The following is a 20,335-nucleotide window of genomic DNA, read 5'->3' as shown; positions in this document are numbered from 1 at the left end:
GCCCTGAATGGGCAGTTTAGTGTCCCCTATTAACTAAAATGCTGAGTGAAAGTGATTCAAATCATCGAAAGAAAGATCATTTAGAACTATTTTTGGGTTTAGGGTATTTACTATAATATGGCAGAAGAACAAAAAACGATCAGCAACAATAGTTATTCATTAAGTGTAGAAGAGTCTCTCCAGAAAATGGGCGTAAATCCATCGGAGGGCCTGAATGGTCCAGAAGTAGAAAAGAGGTTGCAGGAATATGGCAAGAACAAACTTCAGGAACAGAAAAGGAAATCCATTTTTCGCATATTCTTTGAACAGCTGAATGATGCGCTGATCTATGTTCTTTTTGCTGCAGTAGGGATTACCTTTTTTATGGGTGAATATACCGATGGTATCATCATTTTGATCGTCATATTGATCAATGCTTTTCTGGGGCTCTTTCAGGAAGTAAGGGCGAACAATGCCATTGATGCTCTGAGAAACCTTTCCCATCCTAAAGCCATTGTGAAAAGAGAAGGAAAGGTTGTGGAGATCGATTCTGAGCTATTGGTTCCTGGTGATATTGTGATGTTGGAGGCCGGCCGATATATTCCTGCTGATTTACGTTTGCTTGAATCGGCGAACCTTCAGATTGATGAATCTGCCCTGACAGGAGAGTCCGTCGCTGCTGAGAAAGATGCCGAGGCAAAATTGGATGAAGAATACATTCCATTGGGAGATCGGATCAACTTGGCGTATATGTCTACTTTGGTGACCTATGGTCGGGGCGTTGGTTTGGTGATCGGAACTTCCAATCAGACCGAGGTTGGAAAAATTGCCGGATTTCTGGATACTGGCGAAACTGAGGAAACTCCTTTGGAGATCCGTTTGGACCATTTAGGCAAAACTTTGGGCAAAGTGGCCATTGGTATCTGTGTGGTCATATTTATTATATCTTATTTTCAGGGCAGGGACTTGACGGAGATGTTCCTGACTTCGGTTTCTTTAGCGGTTGCATCCATTCCGGAAGGTCTAGCTGCCATTGTTGCGATCGTGCTGTCCATCGGGGTTACTAAAATGGCCAAGCAGAATGCCATTATCAAGAAACTTCCCGCGGTAGAGACCTTAGGGTCGGTAACCATCGTCTGTTCTGATAAGACTGGGACATTGACCCAAAATAAGATGACCGTTCAGGAAGCCTTTACCTTTAGTGATGATTTGATCTCCGTGGATGATGAAGGGGAAAATACTTTTGAAGAAAACCTATTGGCTGAAGCGATGGTGCTCGCATCTGATGCAACGCTTGAAGAGGATAAACAGACGGGAGATCCCACAGAGGTTGCTTTACTGGCATTGGCGGATCAATGGGAAATGGACAGGAAGGAACTTCAGAGCAATCAACCGCGGGTGGATGAGTTAGCTTTTGATTCAGATCGGAAAATGATGTCGACCTTGCACAACCATGATTCTAAATATATCTTGTATACCAAAGGTGCTGTGGATAGCCTTCTTCCGAACTGTAAGTATATTATTCAAAATGAAGAATTACATCCCATAACCGAGGAACATAAAAAGCAGATCACTGATGCCGTGGAGGCGATGTCTTCTAAAGCATTGCGGACATTGGCCGTGGCTTTTAAGGAGAGTGATTCCAAAATAGAGAAGGAGGAGTTTGAAAAGGATCTGGTTTTTATTGGGCTGGTCGGTATGATCGACCCTCCAAGGAAGGAAGTGAAGGACTCCATAGCAAAGGCCAAAGAAGCTGGGGTGACAACCATCATGATTACCGGTGACCATGGCAATACAGCATTTGCCATTGCGAAGGAATTAGGGATTGCCGAAAACTTTGATCAGGTTACAACTGGAAAAGAGATCAACGCTATTTCCTATGAAGAACTGGAATCGCATATAGCTGATTACCGGGTTTTTGCCCGGGTTTCTCCGGAACATAAGGTCAATATCGTCAAAGCTTTCAAATCGAAAGGAAACATTGTGTCGATGACCGGAGACGGGGTAAATGATGCGCCTTCCTTGAATGCTGCCGATATCGGGGTCGCCATGGGGATTACAGGGACAGATGTTGCCAAGAACGCATCGGATATGATCCTTGCCGATGATAACTTCTCGACCATCATTGGTGCGATAGAGCAAGGCAGAAATATCTATAATAATATCAAGAAATCGGTCGTGTTTTTATTGGCAAGTAATTTAGGTGAGGTCATTACCATGTTGGTGACCATCGTAGCGGGATTGCCAGTTCCGCTGTTGGCGACACAACTGTTATGGATCAATCTAATCACCGATACCTTGCCTGCAGTTGCCTTAGGGATGGATCTGGGGGACCCAAATGTGATGAAGGAGAAACCAAGGGAATTAAATGAAAACTTCTTTTCGCATGGCGGTACGCAAAGGGTTATCGTAGCGGGGATTCTGATTGGCCTATTGACGGCAGCGGCATTTTTGATCGGTTATTTTGAGCATGGCTACAATCCATTTAAGGATCAAATTCCTGAAGACATACATTCCTATGCACGGACTATGGCTTTCTTGACCATTATTGCCTGTCAATTGTTTTATTCCTTGTCCTTTAGGAGCGAGAACAAATCCATCTTTAAGGTTGGAATATTCTCCAATAAGTATTTAGTGTTTGCCATTGTTCTAGGATTTGCCCTGCAGCTATTGGTGCTGTTTGTACCAGTGTTAAGGGAGTCCTTTAAATTGCAGATTATTGGGCTTAATGATTGGCTGAAAGTTTTAGGGTTTGGTTTGGTGCCACTATTCGTCAATGAATTATTTAAGCTGATTAGAAATAAGGCCAATTAGAATTCTATTTGGCTTTCAATCTCTGTTGCTGTCTCTTGATTTTTCGGAATTCCCAAGGGGCAGTAACCGTCTTAAGGGACCAGATATTCATCTTATTAAGCTTTGCTTCAGCTTCTGCAAGTGCATATTCCTCTGATTGGTCAAATTGTGTGAAATGCCAAGCAAGACCAACCTTTAATAGGCTTAAATTTACCTCCAGACCATCAACATATACTTTGCCAATGGCACGTTTGTAATGGTCGTAATCCAGTATGGCTACTTCTACCTGTTTTTGGAAGCAGAGTTGACCTGCATAGTCTTTTGCCACCTGATAATAATCCTGACCTTTCTCTGGGCTATCAATTCCATGCAGCCTAATCCTGTGCTGCTGGTTTAGGCTGTCCAGAACTGTCATCGTATCTCCATCTGAGATCTTTACCACCTTGCCCTTTAGCAATTCCTGGCTGAAGGCAGTTTGGGAAATCAATAATAGCAGGAAGGATAAGCTCAGTAGATGTTTGATCGTCATGCTGCAAAAATAGCAATCAATTCCACCCTACAAACCGCATAGCAGGAATATTACCATCAGTTTTGTTTAATGCATTCTTAGTAAGAAAGATAATTTTTTATATGCTGAATAAGCAACAAAGCTGAGTTGTTAAATTATGTTAAGATTGGCAGGGCTTGACGCGAATTGCTTTTGACTTGCGTTATATCATCAACAAAGTAAAAATGTAAAAAAAGAAATTTCATAATTTAGGTTAATAATTGGTTTGATAAAATCCTGAGGCTCCCCGCCTTGGGATTTTTCTATTATTTTGACATTTTAGCTTCGTATGTTGTAAATACTAATTAGTAAATACTAATTTAGACCATGCTTAAGAAGATTTTGCTTATTGATGATGAAGATAAACTACGCCAATTACTGGCTAGGATTATCCAATTGGAATGGGATGATCTGGAAGTTTTTCAGGCGGCCAACCTCAAGGCTGGTTATCAGATCCTAAAAACCAAAGATATCGATGTGGTTTTATGTGATGTGAAGCTTCCAGATGGGAATGGGGTAGAAGCAGTTCTGGAAATCAAAAAGCTACAACCCTTTGCCGAAGTTTTATTGATGACTGCATTTGGTCAAATTGCCGATGGTGTACAAGCCATTAAAAACGGTGCTTTTGATTATATGACCAAAGGAGATGATAACAATAAAGTCATTCCATTGATCAATAAGGCTTTTCAAAAGGTAGAAATGGCGAAACGCTTGATGCAACTGGAGGAGAAAGTTGGTAAGAAATATTCCTTTGATCAGGTCGTAGGGAAATCTAAAGAATTGCAGAATGCGATATCCCTTGGCAAGAAGGTTGCCCAGACAGATGCCACGGTTTTATTGTTAGGTGAAACAGGAACAGGGAAGGAAGTGTTTGCGCAAGCAATCCACTATGATAGCAAGCGTAACTCGAAATCCTTTGTTGCCTTAAATTGTTCTGCGGTGAGCAAGGACCTATTGGAATCGGAATTATTTGGCCATGTTGCAGGTGCGTTTACCGGTGCACTGAAAGATAAAAAAGGTTTGTTTGAGGAAGCCAATCAAGGGACCTTATTCTTAGATGAAATAGGTGAAATGCCCATTGAACTGCAAGCAAAACTATTGCGGGTGCTGGAAACTGGAGAGTTCCTGAAAGTAGGGGAAAGTAGACCAACGAAAGTCAATGTTCGCGTTATTGCCGCCACCAATAGAAACTTGGAGCAGGAAGCTGAGGAAGGAATGTTTCGTTCTGATCTCTATTATAGGCTTTCGGTATTCGCGATAACATTACCTTCCCTAAAAGAACGCACTTCTGATATTCCGCTGCTAGTGAAACATTTTGTGGCTCTCCAAGCTGCAAAATTAAATATGCCGGTTCCAAAAATAGATGATTCCTATATTGATTTATTGCAAAAGCATACTTGGAAAGGTAATGTTCGGGAGCTTAAAAACAGTATAGAAAGAAGTTTGATCCTCATTGAGGGTGATACCTTGGATGCGAACGCTTTGCCCTATGAGTTTTGTATGCAAGAAGGTACTTCCAATAGCTTGTCGGCTATGGCACTCGCCGAAATGGAACGTAAGCATATCCAAAAGGTTTTGGCCTTTACCAAAGGAAACAAAGCCGAAGCTGCGCGTTTGTTGGAAATCGGCGTAGCTACCTTGTATAGAAAAATTGAGGAGTACAAGATCTAGTATTTAGTATTTAGTAGTTAGTATTTAGTATTTTGTCCATCCCTAAATAGGGTTGACCAGATATCCTGGTTTATCCTTTAATCCCATTCATCCTGGTTCTCAAAATGATAACAACCCTATCAAAATGATAGGGTTTTTTATTGCCTATATTTTCCTTTTTTAATTTATCCTACTGATAAGTAGTTAGTTAGGTCTTTGTTTCATTCGCTGGAATAGAGATTGGCATCTAGGGTCAAATATGATTTTTTTATTATGGAAAAGATTACATCCCAAGAGATGGCAAATTATGTAGGAAGGCATATCCGGAAATTATCTCCACGGCTGAAGAGTCTAAAATCGGAAGGCAATGTGGCTGCGGTTATGCAGGTGATCGTGAGTTATATGCGCGAATTATGTCAAAGGAAAAACTTCCGCTATGTGCAGCGGATCCTAGCCTGCGTAGGTATCCTTTATCAGAAAGGTGATCAACAGATCAGGCAACAAGTGGAGTATCTGTTTATGCACTGCTTAACGAGAATGGACCATTTGTGCAGTGCCAAGCAATGGAGCAAGATTATCTCAGAGCTCCCTCATGGTCTTAAGGAAGTTTACATCATTCAACACATCAAGTAATATGATATTAACCATAGCATTATTGATTTTGGGCATTGTCTGCTTTGCTCTATTCTTCAAATCAGTTGATTTTTTCGACAAAATCTAAGGAAATGGAAAGTAAAATTATTTCAACCGTAAAAGCTTGGCTACCGCACTGCGTGAAGGGTGGAAAGCTGGAGTCGGAATATGAGGTTCTTCAACGTGTTGCTGAATATTGTTTGGCAAATTTTGAAGGCTCTTCAGATGAACAGCAAATGACCCGAGAAGCATTGCATGTCATAGGGATTTTGTATGGCGGGGGATCTTTGCATGTGAAGAATGCCATAGAGAATGAGTTTCTGGAGCCTATGGCTTCCATGGAATCTCCGGCAAGCTTAAGGAAGCATCTTACCTTTTTCCCGAAGGAAATGAGGTCAGTTTATGTAAAAACTATTATAGAAAATTAGAGATATGATCGCATTATTAATCGTCGCCATCATGGTCTTTTTGTACACCATGTATGTATTGTTGAATCCTGAAAAATTTTAAGGAAAAGAAAAATGAATCTAATTAACACAGAAATATGGGGCGTTGTCTTCATGTTTATAGCAACTATCATCCTTGCTATTCCCCTAGGTAAATATATCGCCAATGTTTTTTCCGATAAACCGAGTTTCTTGGATAAACTGTTTGGACCGGTTGAAAGAGGGATTATGCGACTTTCAGGTGTTGACTTTAAGAAAGAAATGACTTGGAAGGAACATTTAGTCGCTCTATTGACCATCAACTTAGTATGGTTTGTTGTAGGGATGTTGGTCTTGATGTTTCAAGCTTATCTCCCTTTAAATCCTGATGCTAATCCGAACATGTCGCCAGACTTGGCATTTAATACCGTCATTTCCTTTTTGGTAAACTGTAATCTTCAGCATTATTCAGGGGAAACTGGCGTCAGCTATTTATCCCAAACGGGATTGATGTTCCTTCAGTTTGTTAGTGCCGGTATTGGGATTTCGGCTGCAATAATATTGTTCAAGGCTTTTAAGGATAAGGGCAGCAAGCTGCTCGGTAATTTCTATGATATTTTCTTGAAATCATGTACTCGAATCCTATTGCCAATATCATTTGTCGTTGCCTTGATCCTTGTTTTCCAAGGAACGCCAATAACCTATGAAGGCAAGGATAGCATGGTTAACCTTCAGGGAGATACTGTGGAAGTGTCTAGAGGACCAGTGGCTGCATTTGTTGCCATAAAACATGTGGGTACGAATGGGGGAGGTTTTTTCGGTGCGAATTCAAATCATCCCCTTGAGAACCCCAGCTATATTTCAAATATTGTCGAAATGATAGGGCAGTTTGTGATTCCTGTTGCCATGGTATTTGCACTTGGCTTCTTCATTAATCGGAAAAAACTTTCATGGCTGATATTTGGAGTGATGACCATAGGTTTCTTATGCCTGGCTATTCCAAATGTCTTGATGGAAGCGCAGGGAAGTCCTGCCATCGAACGATTGGGTGTGACGCAGGATTTGGGGGCCATGGAAGGAAAGGAAATCCGGTTTGGCGCGGCGGCTTCAGGTTTCTGGTCGATTGTAACTACGGTAATTTCTACTGGTTCGATAAACTCCATGCATGATAGTAGTATGCCGCTTTCGGGAATGAATGAAATGTTGGCCATGATGATCAATGCCTTTTATGGAGGTAATGGCGTAGGGATCCTTAATTTCTTTGTATTTATTATCCTAGGGGTATTTATTTCTGGATTGATGGTAGGACGTACGCCAGAGTTCTTGGGTAAAAAGGTAGAGGCAAGGGAGATGAAAATCGCCATGATCGTAGCCTTGATCCACCCATTCCTGATTTTGATAGGGACCGCAATTGCTGCTGCCTATCCTAGTATTGGAGCAAGTACAACCAATGATCCTGGATTCCATGGTTTTTCTGAAATGCTCTATGAGTTTACCTCCGCTTCAGCGAACAACGGTAGTGGTTTTGAGGGATTAGGTGATAATACCTTATGGTGGAATATCAGTACTGGTATTGTGCTCTTGTTTGGCAGGTTTATCCCTATCGTTGGTCCAATTGCCATAGCGGGAATATTATCAGAGAAAAGATATATCCCAGAAGGTGCCGGAACCCTTAAAACCGATACAGCAAGTTTTGGATTTATGGTCTTTGCCGTGATCGTGATTGTTGCTGCATTGGCGTTTTTCCCTGCATTGACCCTAGGTCCAATTGCAGAGTATTTTTCTATTAAATAATTAATGAGATTCAAAATGAAATCAAATAATCCATTCTTTGATACCGAGTTGTTAAAAGTTGCTTTTAAACAGGCTTTTATTAAGCTCAATCCTAAAGAAATGCTCCGTAACCCAGTCATGTTTACTGTAGAGGTTTGTACTGTGGTGATGTTAGTCGTATGTATTGCCATATTATTGGGAGATCAGTCGCAAGGTTCTTTCGGATATAATTTTATTGTCTTCCTTATTTTATTGATCACTTTATTGTTTGCGAATTTCGCTGAGTCCTTGGCAGAGGCTAGGGGAAAGGCTCAGGCTGATAGTTTGAGGAAAACGAGGGAGGAAACCCCAGCGAAATTGAAAGATGGTAGGACCATTCCATCATCGCAATTGCAAAAAGGAGATGTGTTTGTCTGTAAGGCAGGAGATATTATCGCCAGCGATGGTGAGATCATTGAAGGCCTTGCAACCATTGATGAGAGTGCCATCACAGGTGAATCAGCACCGGTCATTAGAGAGTCTGGGGGTGACCGTAGTTCCGTGACTGGTGGTACAAAAGTGTTATCAGATGAAATCGTGGTATTGGTTACCGCTACTGCCGGGGAGTCTTTTTTAGATAAGATGATTGCCTTGGTTGAAGGTGCCAAAAGACAGAAGACACCGAATGAGATTGCCTTAACCATTTTACTTGCTGGTTTTACCCTAGTCTTTATTTTGGTCTGTGTGACCCTGAAACCATTCGCAGATTATTCCAATGTCCCTATTAGTATTGCAGCGTTCATATCGCTATTTGTCTGCCTTATTCCAACTACCATTGGTGGCTTATTATCTGCAATCGGTATTGCTGGGATGGACCGTGCACTAAGGGCGAACGTTTTGACCAAGTCAGGTAGAGCCGTTGAAACAGCTGGCGATGTGGATGTATTGCTGTTGGATAAGACCGGAACGATTACCATCGGTAATAGAAAGGCTACGAAGTTTCATCCGGCAATAGGTGTTGATTCGGCGGAATTAATCCGGGCAGCGACATTGAGTTCCATGAGCGATGAGACTCCTGAGGGGAAATCCATTGTGGAGTTGGCAGGATTAGATTTAGCGCCCTTTAGATTACAGGAATCCAAGTTTATCAAATTCACTGCAGAGACAAGGTGTTCAGGGTTGGATATCGCAAATCAGCGGATCCGTAAAGGGGCAACAGATGCCATTAAAAAACTGGTTGAATCAGCAGGCAATGAATTTCCTGAGGATGTCATGAAAACGGTGGAAAGCATTTCTGGTAATGGTGGTACCCCATTGGTTGTCTCTGAAAATGAAAAAGCCTTGGGTGTAGTTGAATTACAGGATATCATCAAACCAGGTATTTCAGAACGTTTTGAGCGTTTGAGGAAGATGGGGATCAAAACAGTGATGGTAACTGGTGATAACCCCTTGACGGCAGAATACATCGCTAAAAAGGCTGGTGTGGATGATTTTATTGCTGAGGCGAAACCTGAAGATAAGATGAACTACATCCGTAGGGAACAAGCTGAAGGTAAGTTGGTAGCCATGATGGGTGATGGAACCAATGATGCGCCGGCATTAGCGCAAGCCGATGTGGGTGTTGCGATGAACAGTGGTACTCAAGCGGCCAAGGAAGCTGGTAATATGGTGGATCTGGACAATGACCCAACCAAACTTATTGAGGTCGTAGAAATCGGTAAACAGCTTTTGATGACCAGAGGAACATTGACTACTTTCAGTATAGCTAATGATGTTGCTAAGTACTTTGCCATCATACCAGCTCTGTTTGTTGCCATGATCCCTGCTTTGGCTCCATTAAATATCATGAAATTGAGCAGCCCTGAATCAGCAATCCTTTCAGCTATTATTTTCAATGCCATCCTGATTCCTATGTTGATCCCTTTGGCCCTGAAAGGGGTGGCCTATAAACCTATCGGTGCATCCGCTTTGTTGCGTAGAAATATTTTGATCTACGGTTTTGGAGGATTGATTGTGCCATTCATTGGTATCAAGTTGATCGATCTATTATTATCAGTATTTATTTAATCAGAAATGAAAACACATATTTTACCGGCAATTAAGATGAGTATCTTATCTTTTATTTTACTTGCAATATTATATCCATTTGTTGTGTGGGCAATTGCTCAGTTGAGTCCTAATCAAGGAAAAGGCTTTCTTGTAGAGGGAAATGGAAAATCATATTATAAGAATATCGGACAGCAGTTTACAGAAGACCAATACTTCTGGTCAAGACCATCAGCTGTAGATTATAATGCTGCAGGATCTGGTGGCAGTAACAAAGCAGGTTCTAACCCAGAATATATACAGGAAGTGGAGGGCAGGATCGAACATTTTTTGTCACATAACCCGGATGTGAGCAAAGAACAGATTCCAACCGAAATCGTTACAGCAAGCGGAAGCGGTCTTGACCCCCACCTTTCTGTTAATGCTTTAGAAATTCAGGTTCCTCGGATTGCTAAATTGAGAGGTTTGGAAGAACCTGCATTAATGGAGCTGATCCAGGTAAATACGGAGAAGCCATTATGGGGCATGTTTGGTCCCGAGAAAGTGAATGTATTGGAGCTAAACTTAGCATTAGACAATATGGTTAATAAGAAAGGAGTTCAAGATGCTCAATAAATTTCTTTGCTCGGCTGCTGGCTTTTTAAGTATTAGTCTTGTTGATGCACAGGAAATCTCCGAATCATTGAAATCGAACCTGACTATCTCCGGTTATATCGAATCGTATTATACCTATGATTTCAATAATCCTGAGGACCACAAAAGGCCGGCATTTATTTATAGCCATAACCGTAGCAATGAGTTCTCTGTTAATCTGGCAATGCTCAAGGCAACGTTTGATGGAGATAGGGTTCGAAGCAACTTGGCTATTGCGGTCGGGAGCTATATGAATGCTAATTATGCAGGAGAAGAGGGTGTTTGGAAGAATGTGTATGAGGCAAATGTTGGTTATAAACTTTTAGAGAACCATGACCTCTGGATCGATGCAGGTGTATTGCCTTCTCATATAGGAGGGGAAAGTGCGATAGGTCTGGATAACATTAGCTTGAGCAGGAGCCTAGCAGCGGAGAATTCTCCATATTTTGAGACAGGGGCTAGGCTTTCCTATACCACTAAGGATTCCAAACTATATTTAGCAGCCGTTGCATTAAATGGTTGGCAAAGAATACAATTACCAAATACAAGTAAAAATATGTCCTTCGGGCATCAGATACAGTATAAACCAGTTGAATCTGTTGTTGTGAACAGTAGCTCGTATATAGGTGATGAAGGTTCAGATAGCTTAAGGTTTTTCCATGATTTATATGTTCAAGTTGCGGTAAACGAAAAGATGAATATCTTGGCAAACTGGGATTATGGGATGCAGAAGCAACCGCTCCTTTCAAAAAATTACCATTGGTGGAATACAGGAATCCAAGGAAATTATGCCATTGCTCCTAAAGTTAAAATGAATGCGAGATTGGAGTATTTTAATGACGAGGATGGGGTCGTGTTCGGGAGGTATGGAGAGGTAGGAACAAACATTCTTGGCTATTCTGCAGGATTTGATGTAGACTTGTATAAAGGATTGATCTGGAGGACCGAAGTCAGGAATTTGAATTCCTCTGAAAAAGTATTTGCGAATAACCAATCCGAATTAAAAAGCAATAGCACAACAATCAGCACTGCCTTAGGTTGGCGATTCTAATTAGTTAATTAAAATGGAAGAACAACGTAAATCGGCCGAACACTTTCTGGAACTGATAAAACAGTCCAGAAGAGGAAAGTTTAAGATCTATTTAGGGATGTGTGCTGGTGTTGGGAAAACCTACAGGATGCAGCAGGAATCGCATAACCTATTAAGGAACGGTATTGATGTTCAGATAGGTTATATTGAAACCCACAATAGGGAGGAGACTGTTGCACAGCTGGCCGGTTTGCCGTTGCTTCCAAGAAAGAAAATCTATTATAAAGGCAATGAGTTAGAAGATCTGGATGTTGACCTCGTTTTGCAGAAACATCCCGAAGTGGTCGTCGTAGATGAACTTGCCCATACAAATGTTCCGGGAAGCAAGAATGAAAAACGATGGCAGGATGTACTGGAATTGCTGGATGCCGGGATCAATGTAATATCAGCCGTCAATATCCAACATCTCGAAGGTCTGCAGGCAGATGTTGGTGATTTGTTGTCTGTTCCAGTCTATGAGCGCATTCCAGATCGGGTAATACAGTCAGCGGACGAAATAGTCTTTGTTGATATCTCCGTTGAGGACCTGATCGGCAGATTAAAGGAAGGAAAGATCTATACAAAGGAAAAGATTGAGACTGCGCTAAAGAATTTCTTTCAATCCGAGCAATTGCTCTTGTTGAGGGAGCTTGCTTTAAAAGAAGTTGCTGCACATGCGATCAAAAAACATGAACGCGAGAAAAAACCAGATTCAAAGCGGAAAGCAGAAAAGTTCATGGTGTGCATTGGAACCGATGAAAAGAAAGCCAAGAACCTGATTCGAAGGACAGCAAGGCTGGCGAGCTACTATCAAGCCGATTGGTTTGTCCTCTATATACAGACCCCAAAAGAGAGCAACGACAAAATTGCACTGGATAAGCAGCGTTATCTCATTAATAATTTTAAATTGGCGACCGAATTAGGCGGACAGGTCATCCAGGTCCAAGGGAAGGATGTACCGGAGAACATCGTCGATCAAGTTCTTCGTATGGAGATCACGACCCTCTGTGTGGGTTGGCCATATTGGCCATTCCTCAGGATCCTTTGGTCCATGGGTATATTTAGAAGACTATTAAAGAAATTGGAAAAGATTCAAGTTGACATCATTATTCTATCATGAAAATTAAAGCTAAACTCTATTTAGGAATTGGATTGTTATTTCTAATGATCCTGATCCTTGCTGCGGTAAGCACCTTATTTGTCAGCTCCTTGAAGAAAGATACGGAGAACGTACTTTCTGCAAACTACAATTCTGTGGAGTACGCCCGCAATATGCTAAAGGCTTCAGATGAAATGCATTTGAACAAGGAAGCCATCGCTCAATTGGAAAGCAATTTTGCTAGGCAGAAACAAAATGTAACTGAACAGGGTGAAAAAGACATTACCGAGAGGCTGTCCACTCAGTTGGCCCGCTTAAAGGAAAACCCAGACGACCCCATTGTAGGTCAGGAATTCCGGGCTGACTTGGTGAAACTGATGACCGTGAATATGGATGCCATTGTCATGAAAAGTGACCACGCCAAGGAAATGGCCAGCAATGCTTTCGTACTGATCTCCGTTATTGGCGCACTCTGCTTCCTGATTAGTTTTGTTTTATTTATCAATCTCCCGAGCAATATTGCCAATCCTATCAAAAAACTGACAGAAAGTATCTCTGAGATCGCCCGACAGAACTATAAACAACGCTTATATTTCGAAGGAGATTCCGAGTTCGTTGAATTGGCGAGCTCATTTAATAGTATGGCCGAACGCCTTCAAGAATATTCAAACAGTAAATTAGATCAGATCCTCGAAGAGAAGAAAAGGGTAGAAACCCTTGTCAATAGCATGCATGATCCTGTAATTGGTCTGGATGAGGACCGGAAGATCATCTTCATCAATGATGAATGCCTTCAGGTATCAGGATTAAAGCGTACAGACCTATTACATAGCAATATTGATGAATTGGTAAATCAAAATGATTTGGTTCGTAATCTGATTGATGTAAATAATAGAGAGTCCACGCTAAAGATCTTTGCTGACAATAAGGAAAGTTATTTTGAAAAGGAAGTCATTCCTATGGAAATTACGCCTACAGGAGAATTGAAGAGCCAAAAGATAGGGGAGTTGATCGTACTGAAGAATATCACTGCCTTTAAGGAGATGGATGTCGCCAAGACGAATTTCATTGCAACGGTTTCGCATGAGTTGCGAACTCCGATTGCATCCATACAGTTGAGCTCAGAGTTGCTCAAACATCCAAGAACTGGTTCATTGACCGATGAACAGAAAAAACTGTTGGAAGGAATTGAAGAGGATAGCCTTAGGCTATTACGGATAACGAGCGAGTTATTGAATGTATCGCAGGTTGAAACAGGTAATATCAAGCTGTATTCCCAAATATCGGACCCATTGCCAATTATTCAGTATGCACTCAATGCAACCAGGATGCAAGCCGAACAGAAGCATATTGAAATCAGCACTGAAATAGAAGATGATATATCCAAGATTTATGTGGATGAAGAAAAAACGGCTTGGGTGCTCACCAATTTTATCACCAATGCTATCCGGTATTCTCCGGTCAACAGTAAGATTGTAGTATCCCTCAAAAAGGAAAACAAGCATCTATTGTTTTCCGTAAAAGATCATGGTAAAGGTATCGATGCGGCCTATCGTTCCAAGGTATTCGACCGTTATTTTCAAATACCGGGCAGCGTACGTACAGGAACAGGACTGGGATTGTCGATCTCCAAAGACTTTATTGAAAACCAAGGCGGTAAGATAGGTGTCGAAAGTGAATTGGGAGTAGGGAGTACCTTTTATTTCAGGCTTCCAATGGTAAACCCTTAATCAATCAAGTAAGTTTCAAAATGCGTAACATACTCTTCGAATTCTAGCAGGTATTTCTTGTCTTCCTTGTAATACCTTGCTTTTTCGAAGGTCTCTCCAGCAAATTCTTGGATGCTATTGACCGAATCCCATTCGGTAATGGTCATAAAGTGGCAAATATCATGGTCAATCCTCCTCAAGACTTTGGTGGAAAGATTTCCCTTTATGCTTCTATAGTCCTTGATCCCTGTATCAAAAAGGTAATTTAAATATGCGTCTGCATCCTCCTTTTTGGTAATCCCATGCCAAATCCTAGTGATGATCTTCATGATTGCCTCCTTTCGTTGGTTTATTGACCTAATTTACTTAATTCTGTTCTCAAAATTGATAGAACCTTCCTATATACCTACCAAAAACAGTACGAAATTGTTTGTTATTGCCTTTTTAGTTACAGAAAAGGTGACTTTTTTCATGAAAATATCGTTTAAGAAAATGTAATTCTTGTCGTGCAATTAAAAATTAGCACTGCAACTATTTTCCCTTCCAAAATTTAATCCATAAACCTTTTATCAGCTTAATAAATTTTATTTGATGTTAATAGGCTATATAATTAATAAAACATTTTATTGTTGAAATCATTTTAAACCTATCTCAAGACGCTAATATTATTAAAATTAAACCTATTATTTATTTTTGGTTTATTGTAACAATCTGGTTGTAAGTGTATTACTACATAACCGAATTAATTAAATCTAATGATTGAATACCCTATAATGTTGCCATATTTTTGTGCCAATAAATAATGATAATTTATTATTATTTAAAGAATGAATCAATAATTAATTAACTGGCTTGGGAGAAGTCAAATGATGACAGAAGGGTTTATGAAGATGCTGTTATAAAATCTTGGGGAACAGTCCATCTTTTAGCTATAAATCAAAGACCCTTCAAAAGCAACCATGAGAATGGTTGGAAACAAAAAAATAACTATGAAAAAGAAAGTATTGGGTGCTTATGTATCACCAAAAATTGTGCTTTTAAAAATTGAACTCGAGCAAGGAATCCTTGCATCATCCGCAACTTTTACACCGGGCAATGGAACCAACGGGAATTACACTCCAGAAATTGATAACTGGATGGATTCCAAAGAAACCCATGAAATTGATTTATAGAATTAAGGGCAAAAAACAAAATGAAACTATATCAAAAAATATCAAATGCGAATCTTATTAGATTCTGTGTTTTAGGAGTTTTCTCCTTGGGATTATTGACAAGCTGTGATAAGAATTCAGCCGCTGGGGATGCTGCTGATTCTGGAGCTGCAGCTTCACTAAGTATTCAGGTGGAAGGAATTGAAAACGAGATCGGAAATGATCCAAAGGCGATCAAGGCTTCCAATTCAAGAAGTTCATCCCAATTGGCTTCCGGTGTATTGGAAGAAAAAGATGTTACCTACAAAGAATTTGATGCCATTGTAAGACTTCAAGAAGACCAAGTTGCTGGGGACCGAACCGTTTCCAACAATCAGGTTGCAAAAGGAACAGCTGGAAAGTCAGCGACAAAAGCACTTGCTATGGACCCAGGGATTAAATACAGGTTACTGCTCTATAAAGAGGGTAAATTTGTTACTTCCGTACATGCTCAGTCTGGCGTAGCCTCCCATGTAGAGGTTGTGAAAGGTGAAGAGTATACCTGGTATGCATATTCCTATAATACGGCAGATAATATCCCAGATGTAGCCAATCCAGCTGCACCGGTTATTGAATCGGCAGTGGATAAACCGTTGTTATATGCAAGCGGAACCGTAACGGTTACAGGTGCTGGAAATGTTGATAAACCATTGCTGGTTAGGTTTGCGCATAGAACATCAAAGATCGGTGCTGAACTGAGTGCTAGAGGGATGTTTGCTGGCTTGGAAAGCATTACGGCAAACTTTGCGGGAACTGATTATATTCAAAAAGGGACTTTAAATGTCCTTACCGGACAGTATGAGAGTATGTCAGCTGTTGATGTTGGTAATCTTGTTTTTACCAATTATAGTGCAAAAACAAAGGATACCATTAAAGTTGCTTCTTATTATACAGCTGCCCAAACGCCAATCCCTGCAACGACTGTCAATGTACAATCCTTTACGATAAAGTTGGATAAAGTCTATAATGGAGTAGGTAATCGTACTTTCTCGACTCCATTCCAGTTTTCAATGGATTTGCCCGACATGACTTGGGGACATCGATTGACCAGTGCGATGGACTTGATCGAATCTGCTGTAACAGTGAATGGTATTCGTTGGTCAAGAGCGAACCTGTACTTTAGTGAAGCCGATAGGGCTTATCGTTTCAGACATCAGATCGAACCAATTTATGGTAGAGTATCTGAGGAGTATTGGAATTTTAAAGCTCCGTTTCCGGGTGGTACCATTGGTGCTCAGGACCCTTGTACTAGAGTTTATCCTTTAGGAAAATGGAGAATGCCAAACAGAGCTGAAACCGACAAATTAATTTCTCAAGATGGTGCGAACCGTCAATTGACTGGTGATTATGTTGAATACGTGGCAACAGGGACTGCTGCTCCTTATCCTAGCAACAAAATGAGGGTCAATAAAATTGGGTATTTCCATGTTATTGCCGGTCTATTTGGTGTAAATGAGGACGGTACTAATGGATATTTCTGGACAAGCGAAACAGGCTTTGCCGGTGGAGCCATCACAGGAGTTTATACCTACCGCGTTAGTGATGGAAGATATTTGCTAGTTGGTGATTATGTTTGGGAGCACTGGGCGGCATCATCATGGGGAGGGAACTTAAATACCCGATGTATCCGAAATTAACTTCATTCTATCCTAATTCATAATTTAGGGCTGTCGGCATGGACAGCCCTTTGCTGTTCTCCTTTTAATATTCCCGATTCTCCCCAGTTTCCAAGTTAAAATTGACTGTAGATAAACATTTACAAAATCATTTAAAGTCAAACTCAATTTATTGTTAAATAAAAATGTTATGAGTAAATTCATATCATAAAATGACAAAAATGTTTCTTCCGAAACTTCGTCTTTGAAGGTATTTTAAATTTTCAATGAAAATATATAACATATCGATGTTTTAAAATTAATTATTAGTGAAAATTTCAGATTCTGATAAATTTGCTCCTGTTAAAATAGCATGTATATTCGTACTGTTGTTCAGAGAGAAATTGAAAAAAATAGAATCACACTAACTATTAATTTTCAAAATATAGACAAGTGTTTTTACTCATTGGATAGTTAAAACGCTATACATTCAGATGCGAAAGTAAAAAGAAGGAGTTATTTTTGTTTGCTAGTTTATAAACAGATAGTAATAAAAAATCTTCTTTTTAATCATAAAACAACATTAATGAAAAAGTTAAGTAGTATTGTTTTTGCAACATTGTTTGCAGTTGTAGGTTTCGCGAAGGAACCAGTTAATGACAACCCTTGGAAAACGCAATTCATGGCGAATAAAGCTTTCCAAGAAAGTTCCGAATTGAATCATTGGTTTGTTGGTGCTAGTGTGGGCGGTCAAATCTATTTTGGTGACCATGACAAACAACTTGCTATCGGAAAAAGAATCACGCCTCAGTTTGAGGTGTATGGAGGGAAATGGATTAACGAAAAATTTGCTATTAGACTTGGGTTGAACGGGTTACATTACAAAGGCATCACCCAAACTAAAATGTACACTACTGGTGAAGTTTTTCATTCTGGTCAATCATTGGAGTACCAAAAATTTAACTTCATTAATGTTCATGCAGATTTTATGTTCAATTGGACTAATGATGCTTTGGGTTATGACCCAAATCGTTTGTACAATTTAATTCCTTACGTGGGTATCGGTTTCGGAGCCGTATTGTCTGATCCAGGATCACTGAAATTCAGTCCTAACCTTGGAGTGTTGCAATCTTTCCGATTAACTGATAAGTTAGATTTAACATTGGATATCAGGGGTAACCTATATGGTGACGAATTCGATGGTGAAGTGGGAGGAAGGAATTTTGAAGGGGCCGTATCTACTTCGGTAGGTGTGAAGTATACCCTGAATAGGTAAGCTTAGATTCACTAACTATTAATAATTAGCCTTGATCTCGCCCGATTTCAAGGCTTCTCTTTTTTTATACGCCAAATTCCCTACAATCCTTCTATTTTTATCAAAAAAACTTACCTTGGCACAGTATTTCTAGTTAATGCCTTATAATAAATAGAATATGAAAATAAATAATATATTGACCATAGGTTTCCTTGCCGGATTTTTTTTATTGTCTTCCTGTAATCAATATACCAACTCGAAAAACAATGATGCCGAAGCTCAAGGCGAACCGACCGAAATTGCTGCATATGCCCCGCCAAAAGCACCTGATAATATCCAAGGGGAGGAGGCGAAGATTACCTATGTATTCAACCATTTCTGGGACAACTTCAATTTTAGGGATACCAGTAAGGTGTTTGACCCTAATTATGGGGAACAAGCTGTCGCTGATTATATAGGACATTTTCCATTGGTGCAACCGGATACCCTGAAAGATGGTATAGAAACCCTGTTCAATGAAGCGAAGATCGAAAGCTCAGTTTTTGAATTCTTTAAGTACCAATTTGACAACTATCTGGGCAATCCTAATTCCCCAATGCGAAATGATCAGTATTATGAAACGTTTTTGGACTATTTGATCGGTTCGGGTAAGCTATCTCCAGATGAAAAGATTAAATATGAAACCTTATTGCCCCTGTTAAGGAAAAATAAACCGGGAAGCTCGGCCACTGATTTCAGTTTCCTTACAGCAGACGGTTCAAGTTCTTCCCTAAACGATATCAAAGCGCCATTTACCATGCTTATTTTTTATGAGCCTTGTTGTAGTACTTGTGAAGAGGCCATAGGTCAGATAAAATCGAACCCCGGCTTTAATGCTGTCCTTGAAAAAGGTGCCCTTAAGATCCTAGCTATTTACCCTGATGGTAATAAGGAGATTTGGGAAAGCTACCAAAAAAATATCCCTAGCAATTGGATCAATGGCTTAGATGAAAATCAAACAGTCGTTAACAAAGGACTGTACATGATCAAAGCGACACCTACCATTTATTTAATGGATGAGAATAAAAAAGTCATATTGAAAGACACGAACTTGAATCAAGTGATTCAATTCTTCCAAAACATTTAGTTTAAAGAATAAGTGTCATTAAATGGAATGGTTAGATTGAACCAGGATGCCCTTCGACGCAGCTCAGGGTACGGGATGAGAGGATGGACCAAGATTTGGGTTTTGAACCAGGATGTCCGGGATTCGAGGATGGACCAAGATTTGGGTTTTGAACCAGGATGTTCGGGATTCGAGGATGGGCCAAGATCTGGAAATGGACCAGGATGTTTGGATGAGGGGATCGGTTCCGATCACCAATCGTATGGGCCAAGATCGTGTCCATCGTGTCGCTGGAAAGGTAGCCGATTTTGTAGGGGCTTATTGCATAAGCCCGTCTCCTGCAAGCCTAAAATCAATATCTCTCTTTAGGGTGATTAACTCCTTTTTCCTTTTAGGACAGATAAAAAACCCACAGCGTGGGTGGAATCTTTGTAGAATCTGGATATTTGAAATGGCCAACCCACAGCTTGGGTGTAATGTTTTTCTGCAAATCCACGTATCTATAAAATTAATAAAAATAGTTCCCTCATCTTACGATTTCGGGATGACAACGATCCTAAAAAACTCCGAAAAATAGATTCTTCGTTTCACTCTGAATCACTCTTTAGCCTATTTTGATTCTGAAAGAATAGTGAAGAATCTGTACGGTTCTCTCCTCAAAGGGCCCTGTCATCCTGGACGAAGGTCCAGGAACTGTACGCCAGTGCAATCCTCAACAAATCAATGACGTAATTATTATTCTGAAATCCATCTTTCGTACCAATCACATGAATGTTGGTTGTCACTGGCTATCCAGATCTACATTTATTTTCCAAAAGATTATTTTTGATATTGACCTAGATGGAATATTTCAAA

At 40.3% G+C, this 20,335-nt stretch carries 18 protein-coding genes; 15 read left to right on the top strand and 3 right to left on the bottom strand.

Features of this window, described 5'->3' with window-relative positions:
* Nucleotides 1-117 precede the first annotated feature (117 nt).
* Nucleotides 118-2,793, top strand: a complete 2,676-nt coding sequence (locus tag RT138_RS05935) for a cation-translocating P-type ATPase (protein WP_313189976.1) — start codon at nucleotides 118-120, stop codon at nucleotides 2,791-2,793.
* Nucleotides 2,794-2,797: 4 nt separating this feature from the next.
* Here the strand turns inward: RT138_RS05935 and RT138_RS05930 are convergent, their stop codons facing one another.
* Nucleotides 2,798-3,301 carry a thermonuclease family protein gene (locus tag RT138_RS05930; protein ID WP_313189975.1) on the bottom strand — a complete coding sequence of 168 codons (504 nt, stop codon included), beginning with the start codon at nucleotides 3,299-3,301 and terminating at the stop codon, nucleotides 2,798-2,800.
* A 345-nt stretch (nucleotides 3,302-3,646) separates the two neighbouring features.
* Between RT138_RS05930 and RT138_RS05925 the strand changes: the two genes are divergently transcribed.
* The 10 genes from RT138_RS05925 to RT138_RS05885 all read left to right on the top strand — a co-directional run bounded on the left by RT138_RS05925 (nucleotide 3,647) and on the right by RT138_RS05885 (nucleotide 14,356).
* Entirely contained in the window at nucleotides 3,647-4,990 is a 1,344-nt protein-coding gene (locus tag RT138_RS05925; RefSeq protein WP_313189974.1) for a sigma-54 dependent transcriptional regulator, read from the top strand.
* Between the two features lie 252 nt (nucleotides 4,991-5,242).
* Nucleotides 5,243-5,602, top strand: coding sequence for a hypothetical protein (locus RT138_RS05920; RefSeq protein WP_313189973.1), 360 nt, complete (start codon nucleotides 5,243-5,245; stop codon nucleotides 5,600-5,602).
* Between the two features lie 92 nt (nucleotides 5,603-5,694).
* Nucleotides 5,695-6,030: a hypothetical protein gene (locus RT138_RS05915; protein ID WP_313189972.1), complete on the top strand. Its 336-nt coding sequence runs from the start codon at nucleotides 5,695-5,697 to the stop codon at nucleotides 6,028-6,030.
* A 4-nt stretch (nucleotides 6,031-6,034) separates the two neighbouring features.
* Complete coding sequence (locus RT138_RS18870) at nucleotides 6,035-6,112, top strand: potassium-transporting ATPase subunit F (RefSeq protein ID WP_185212105.1); 78 nt, start codon at nucleotides 6,035-6,037, stop codon at nucleotides 6,110-6,112.
* Nucleotides 6,113-6,132: 20 nt separating this feature from the next.
* Nucleotides 6,133-7,821 (top strand): potassium-transporting ATPase subunit KdpA, encoded by a 1,689-nt coding sequence (gene kdpA, locus RT138_RS05910; RefSeq protein ID WP_313190167.1) that lies wholly within the window; start codon nucleotides 6,133-6,135, stop codon nucleotides 7,819-7,821.
* Between the two features lie 15 nt (nucleotides 7,822-7,836).
* On the top strand, nucleotides 7,837-9,846 hold the full coding sequence (kdpB, locus tag RT138_RS05905) for a potassium-transporting ATPase subunit KdpB (protein WP_313189971.1): 2,010 nt from the start codon (nucleotides 7,837-7,839) through the stop codon (nucleotides 9,844-9,846).
* A 6-nt stretch (nucleotides 9,847-9,852) separates the two neighbouring features.
* Nucleotides 9,853-10,440 (top strand): potassium-transporting ATPase subunit KdpC, encoded by a 588-nt coding sequence (kdpC, locus tag RT138_RS05900; protein ID WP_313189970.1) that lies wholly within the window; start codon nucleotides 9,853-9,855, stop codon nucleotides 10,438-10,440.
* Nucleotides 10,430-11,509: a porin gene (locus tag RT138_RS05895; RefSeq protein WP_313189969.1), complete on the top strand. Its 1,080-nt coding sequence runs from the start codon at nucleotides 10,430-10,432 to the stop codon at nucleotides 11,507-11,509. The genes kdpC and RT138_RS05895 overlap by 11 nt, the downstream gene beginning before the upstream one ends.
* 13 nt (nucleotides 11,510-11,522) lie before the next feature.
* Nucleotides 11,523-12,647 (top strand): sensor protein KdpD, encoded by a 1,125-nt coding sequence (locus tag RT138_RS05890; protein WP_313189968.1) that lies wholly within the window; start codon nucleotides 11,523-11,525, stop codon nucleotides 12,645-12,647.
* The gene (locus tag RT138_RS05885; RefSeq protein WP_313189967.1) at nucleotides 12,644-14,356 is read left to right on the top strand and encodes an ATP-binding protein; all 1,713 of its coding nucleotides are present in this window, start codon (nucleotides 12,644-12,646) and stop codon (nucleotides 14,354-14,356) included. Before RT138_RS05890 ends, RT138_RS05885 begins: the two co-directional genes overlap by 4 nt.
* On the opposite strand, the gene RT138_RS05880 is transcribed toward RT138_RS05885, so the two are convergent.
* Nucleotides 14,353-14,664 carry a hypothetical protein gene (locus tag RT138_RS05880; protein ID WP_214648481.1) on the bottom strand — a complete coding sequence of 104 codons (312 nt, stop codon included), beginning with the start codon at nucleotides 14,662-14,664 and terminating at the stop codon, nucleotides 14,353-14,355. The two genes, RT138_RS05885 and RT138_RS05880, sit on opposite strands and share 4 nt — an antisense overlap.
* A 660-nt stretch (nucleotides 14,665-15,324) precedes the next feature.
* Here RT138_RS05880 and RT138_RS05875 point away from each other — a divergent pair.
* The 4 genes from RT138_RS05875 to RT138_RS05860 all read left to right on the top strand — a co-directional run bounded on the left by RT138_RS05875 (nucleotide 15,325) and on the right by RT138_RS05860 (nucleotide 19,501).
* Nucleotides 15,325-15,507, top strand: a complete 183-nt coding sequence (locus RT138_RS05875) for a hypothetical protein (RefSeq protein WP_139185432.1) — start codon at nucleotides 15,325-15,327, stop codon at nucleotides 15,505-15,507.
* Between the two features lie 20 nt (nucleotides 15,508-15,527).
* Nucleotides 15,528-17,162, top strand: a complete 1,635-nt coding sequence (locus RT138_RS05870) for a hypothetical protein (RefSeq protein ID WP_313189966.1) — start codon at nucleotides 15,528-15,530, stop codon at nucleotides 17,160-17,162.
* Between the two features lie 544 nt (nucleotides 17,163-17,706).
* Nucleotides 17,707-18,396, top strand: coding sequence for a hypothetical protein (locus RT138_RS05865; protein WP_313189965.1), 690 nt, complete (start codon nucleotides 17,707-17,709; stop codon nucleotides 18,394-18,396).
* Nucleotides 18,397-18,553: 157 nt separating this feature from the next.
* Nucleotides 18,554-19,501, top strand: coding sequence for a DUF5106 domain-containing protein (locus RT138_RS05860; protein WP_313189964.1), 948 nt, complete (start codon nucleotides 18,554-18,556; stop codon nucleotides 19,499-19,501).
* Between the two features lie 31 nt (nucleotides 19,502-19,532).
* On the opposite strand, the gene RT138_RS05855 is transcribed toward RT138_RS05860, so the two are convergent.
* Nucleotides 19,533-19,763: a hypothetical protein gene (locus tag RT138_RS05855; RefSeq protein ID WP_313189963.1), complete on the bottom strand. Its 231-nt coding sequence runs from the start codon at nucleotides 19,761-19,763 to the stop codon at nucleotides 19,533-19,535.
* Between the last annotated feature and the right edge of the window lie 572 nt (nucleotides 19,764-20,335).

Origin of the sequence: Sphingobacterium sp. (genome assembly GCF_032065005.1) — a bacterium.
GTDB lineage: Bacteria > Bacteroidota > Bacteroidia > Sphingobacteriales > Sphingobacteriaceae > Sphingobacterium.
This window is presented reverse-complemented; position numbering and strand designations above follow the sequence as displayed.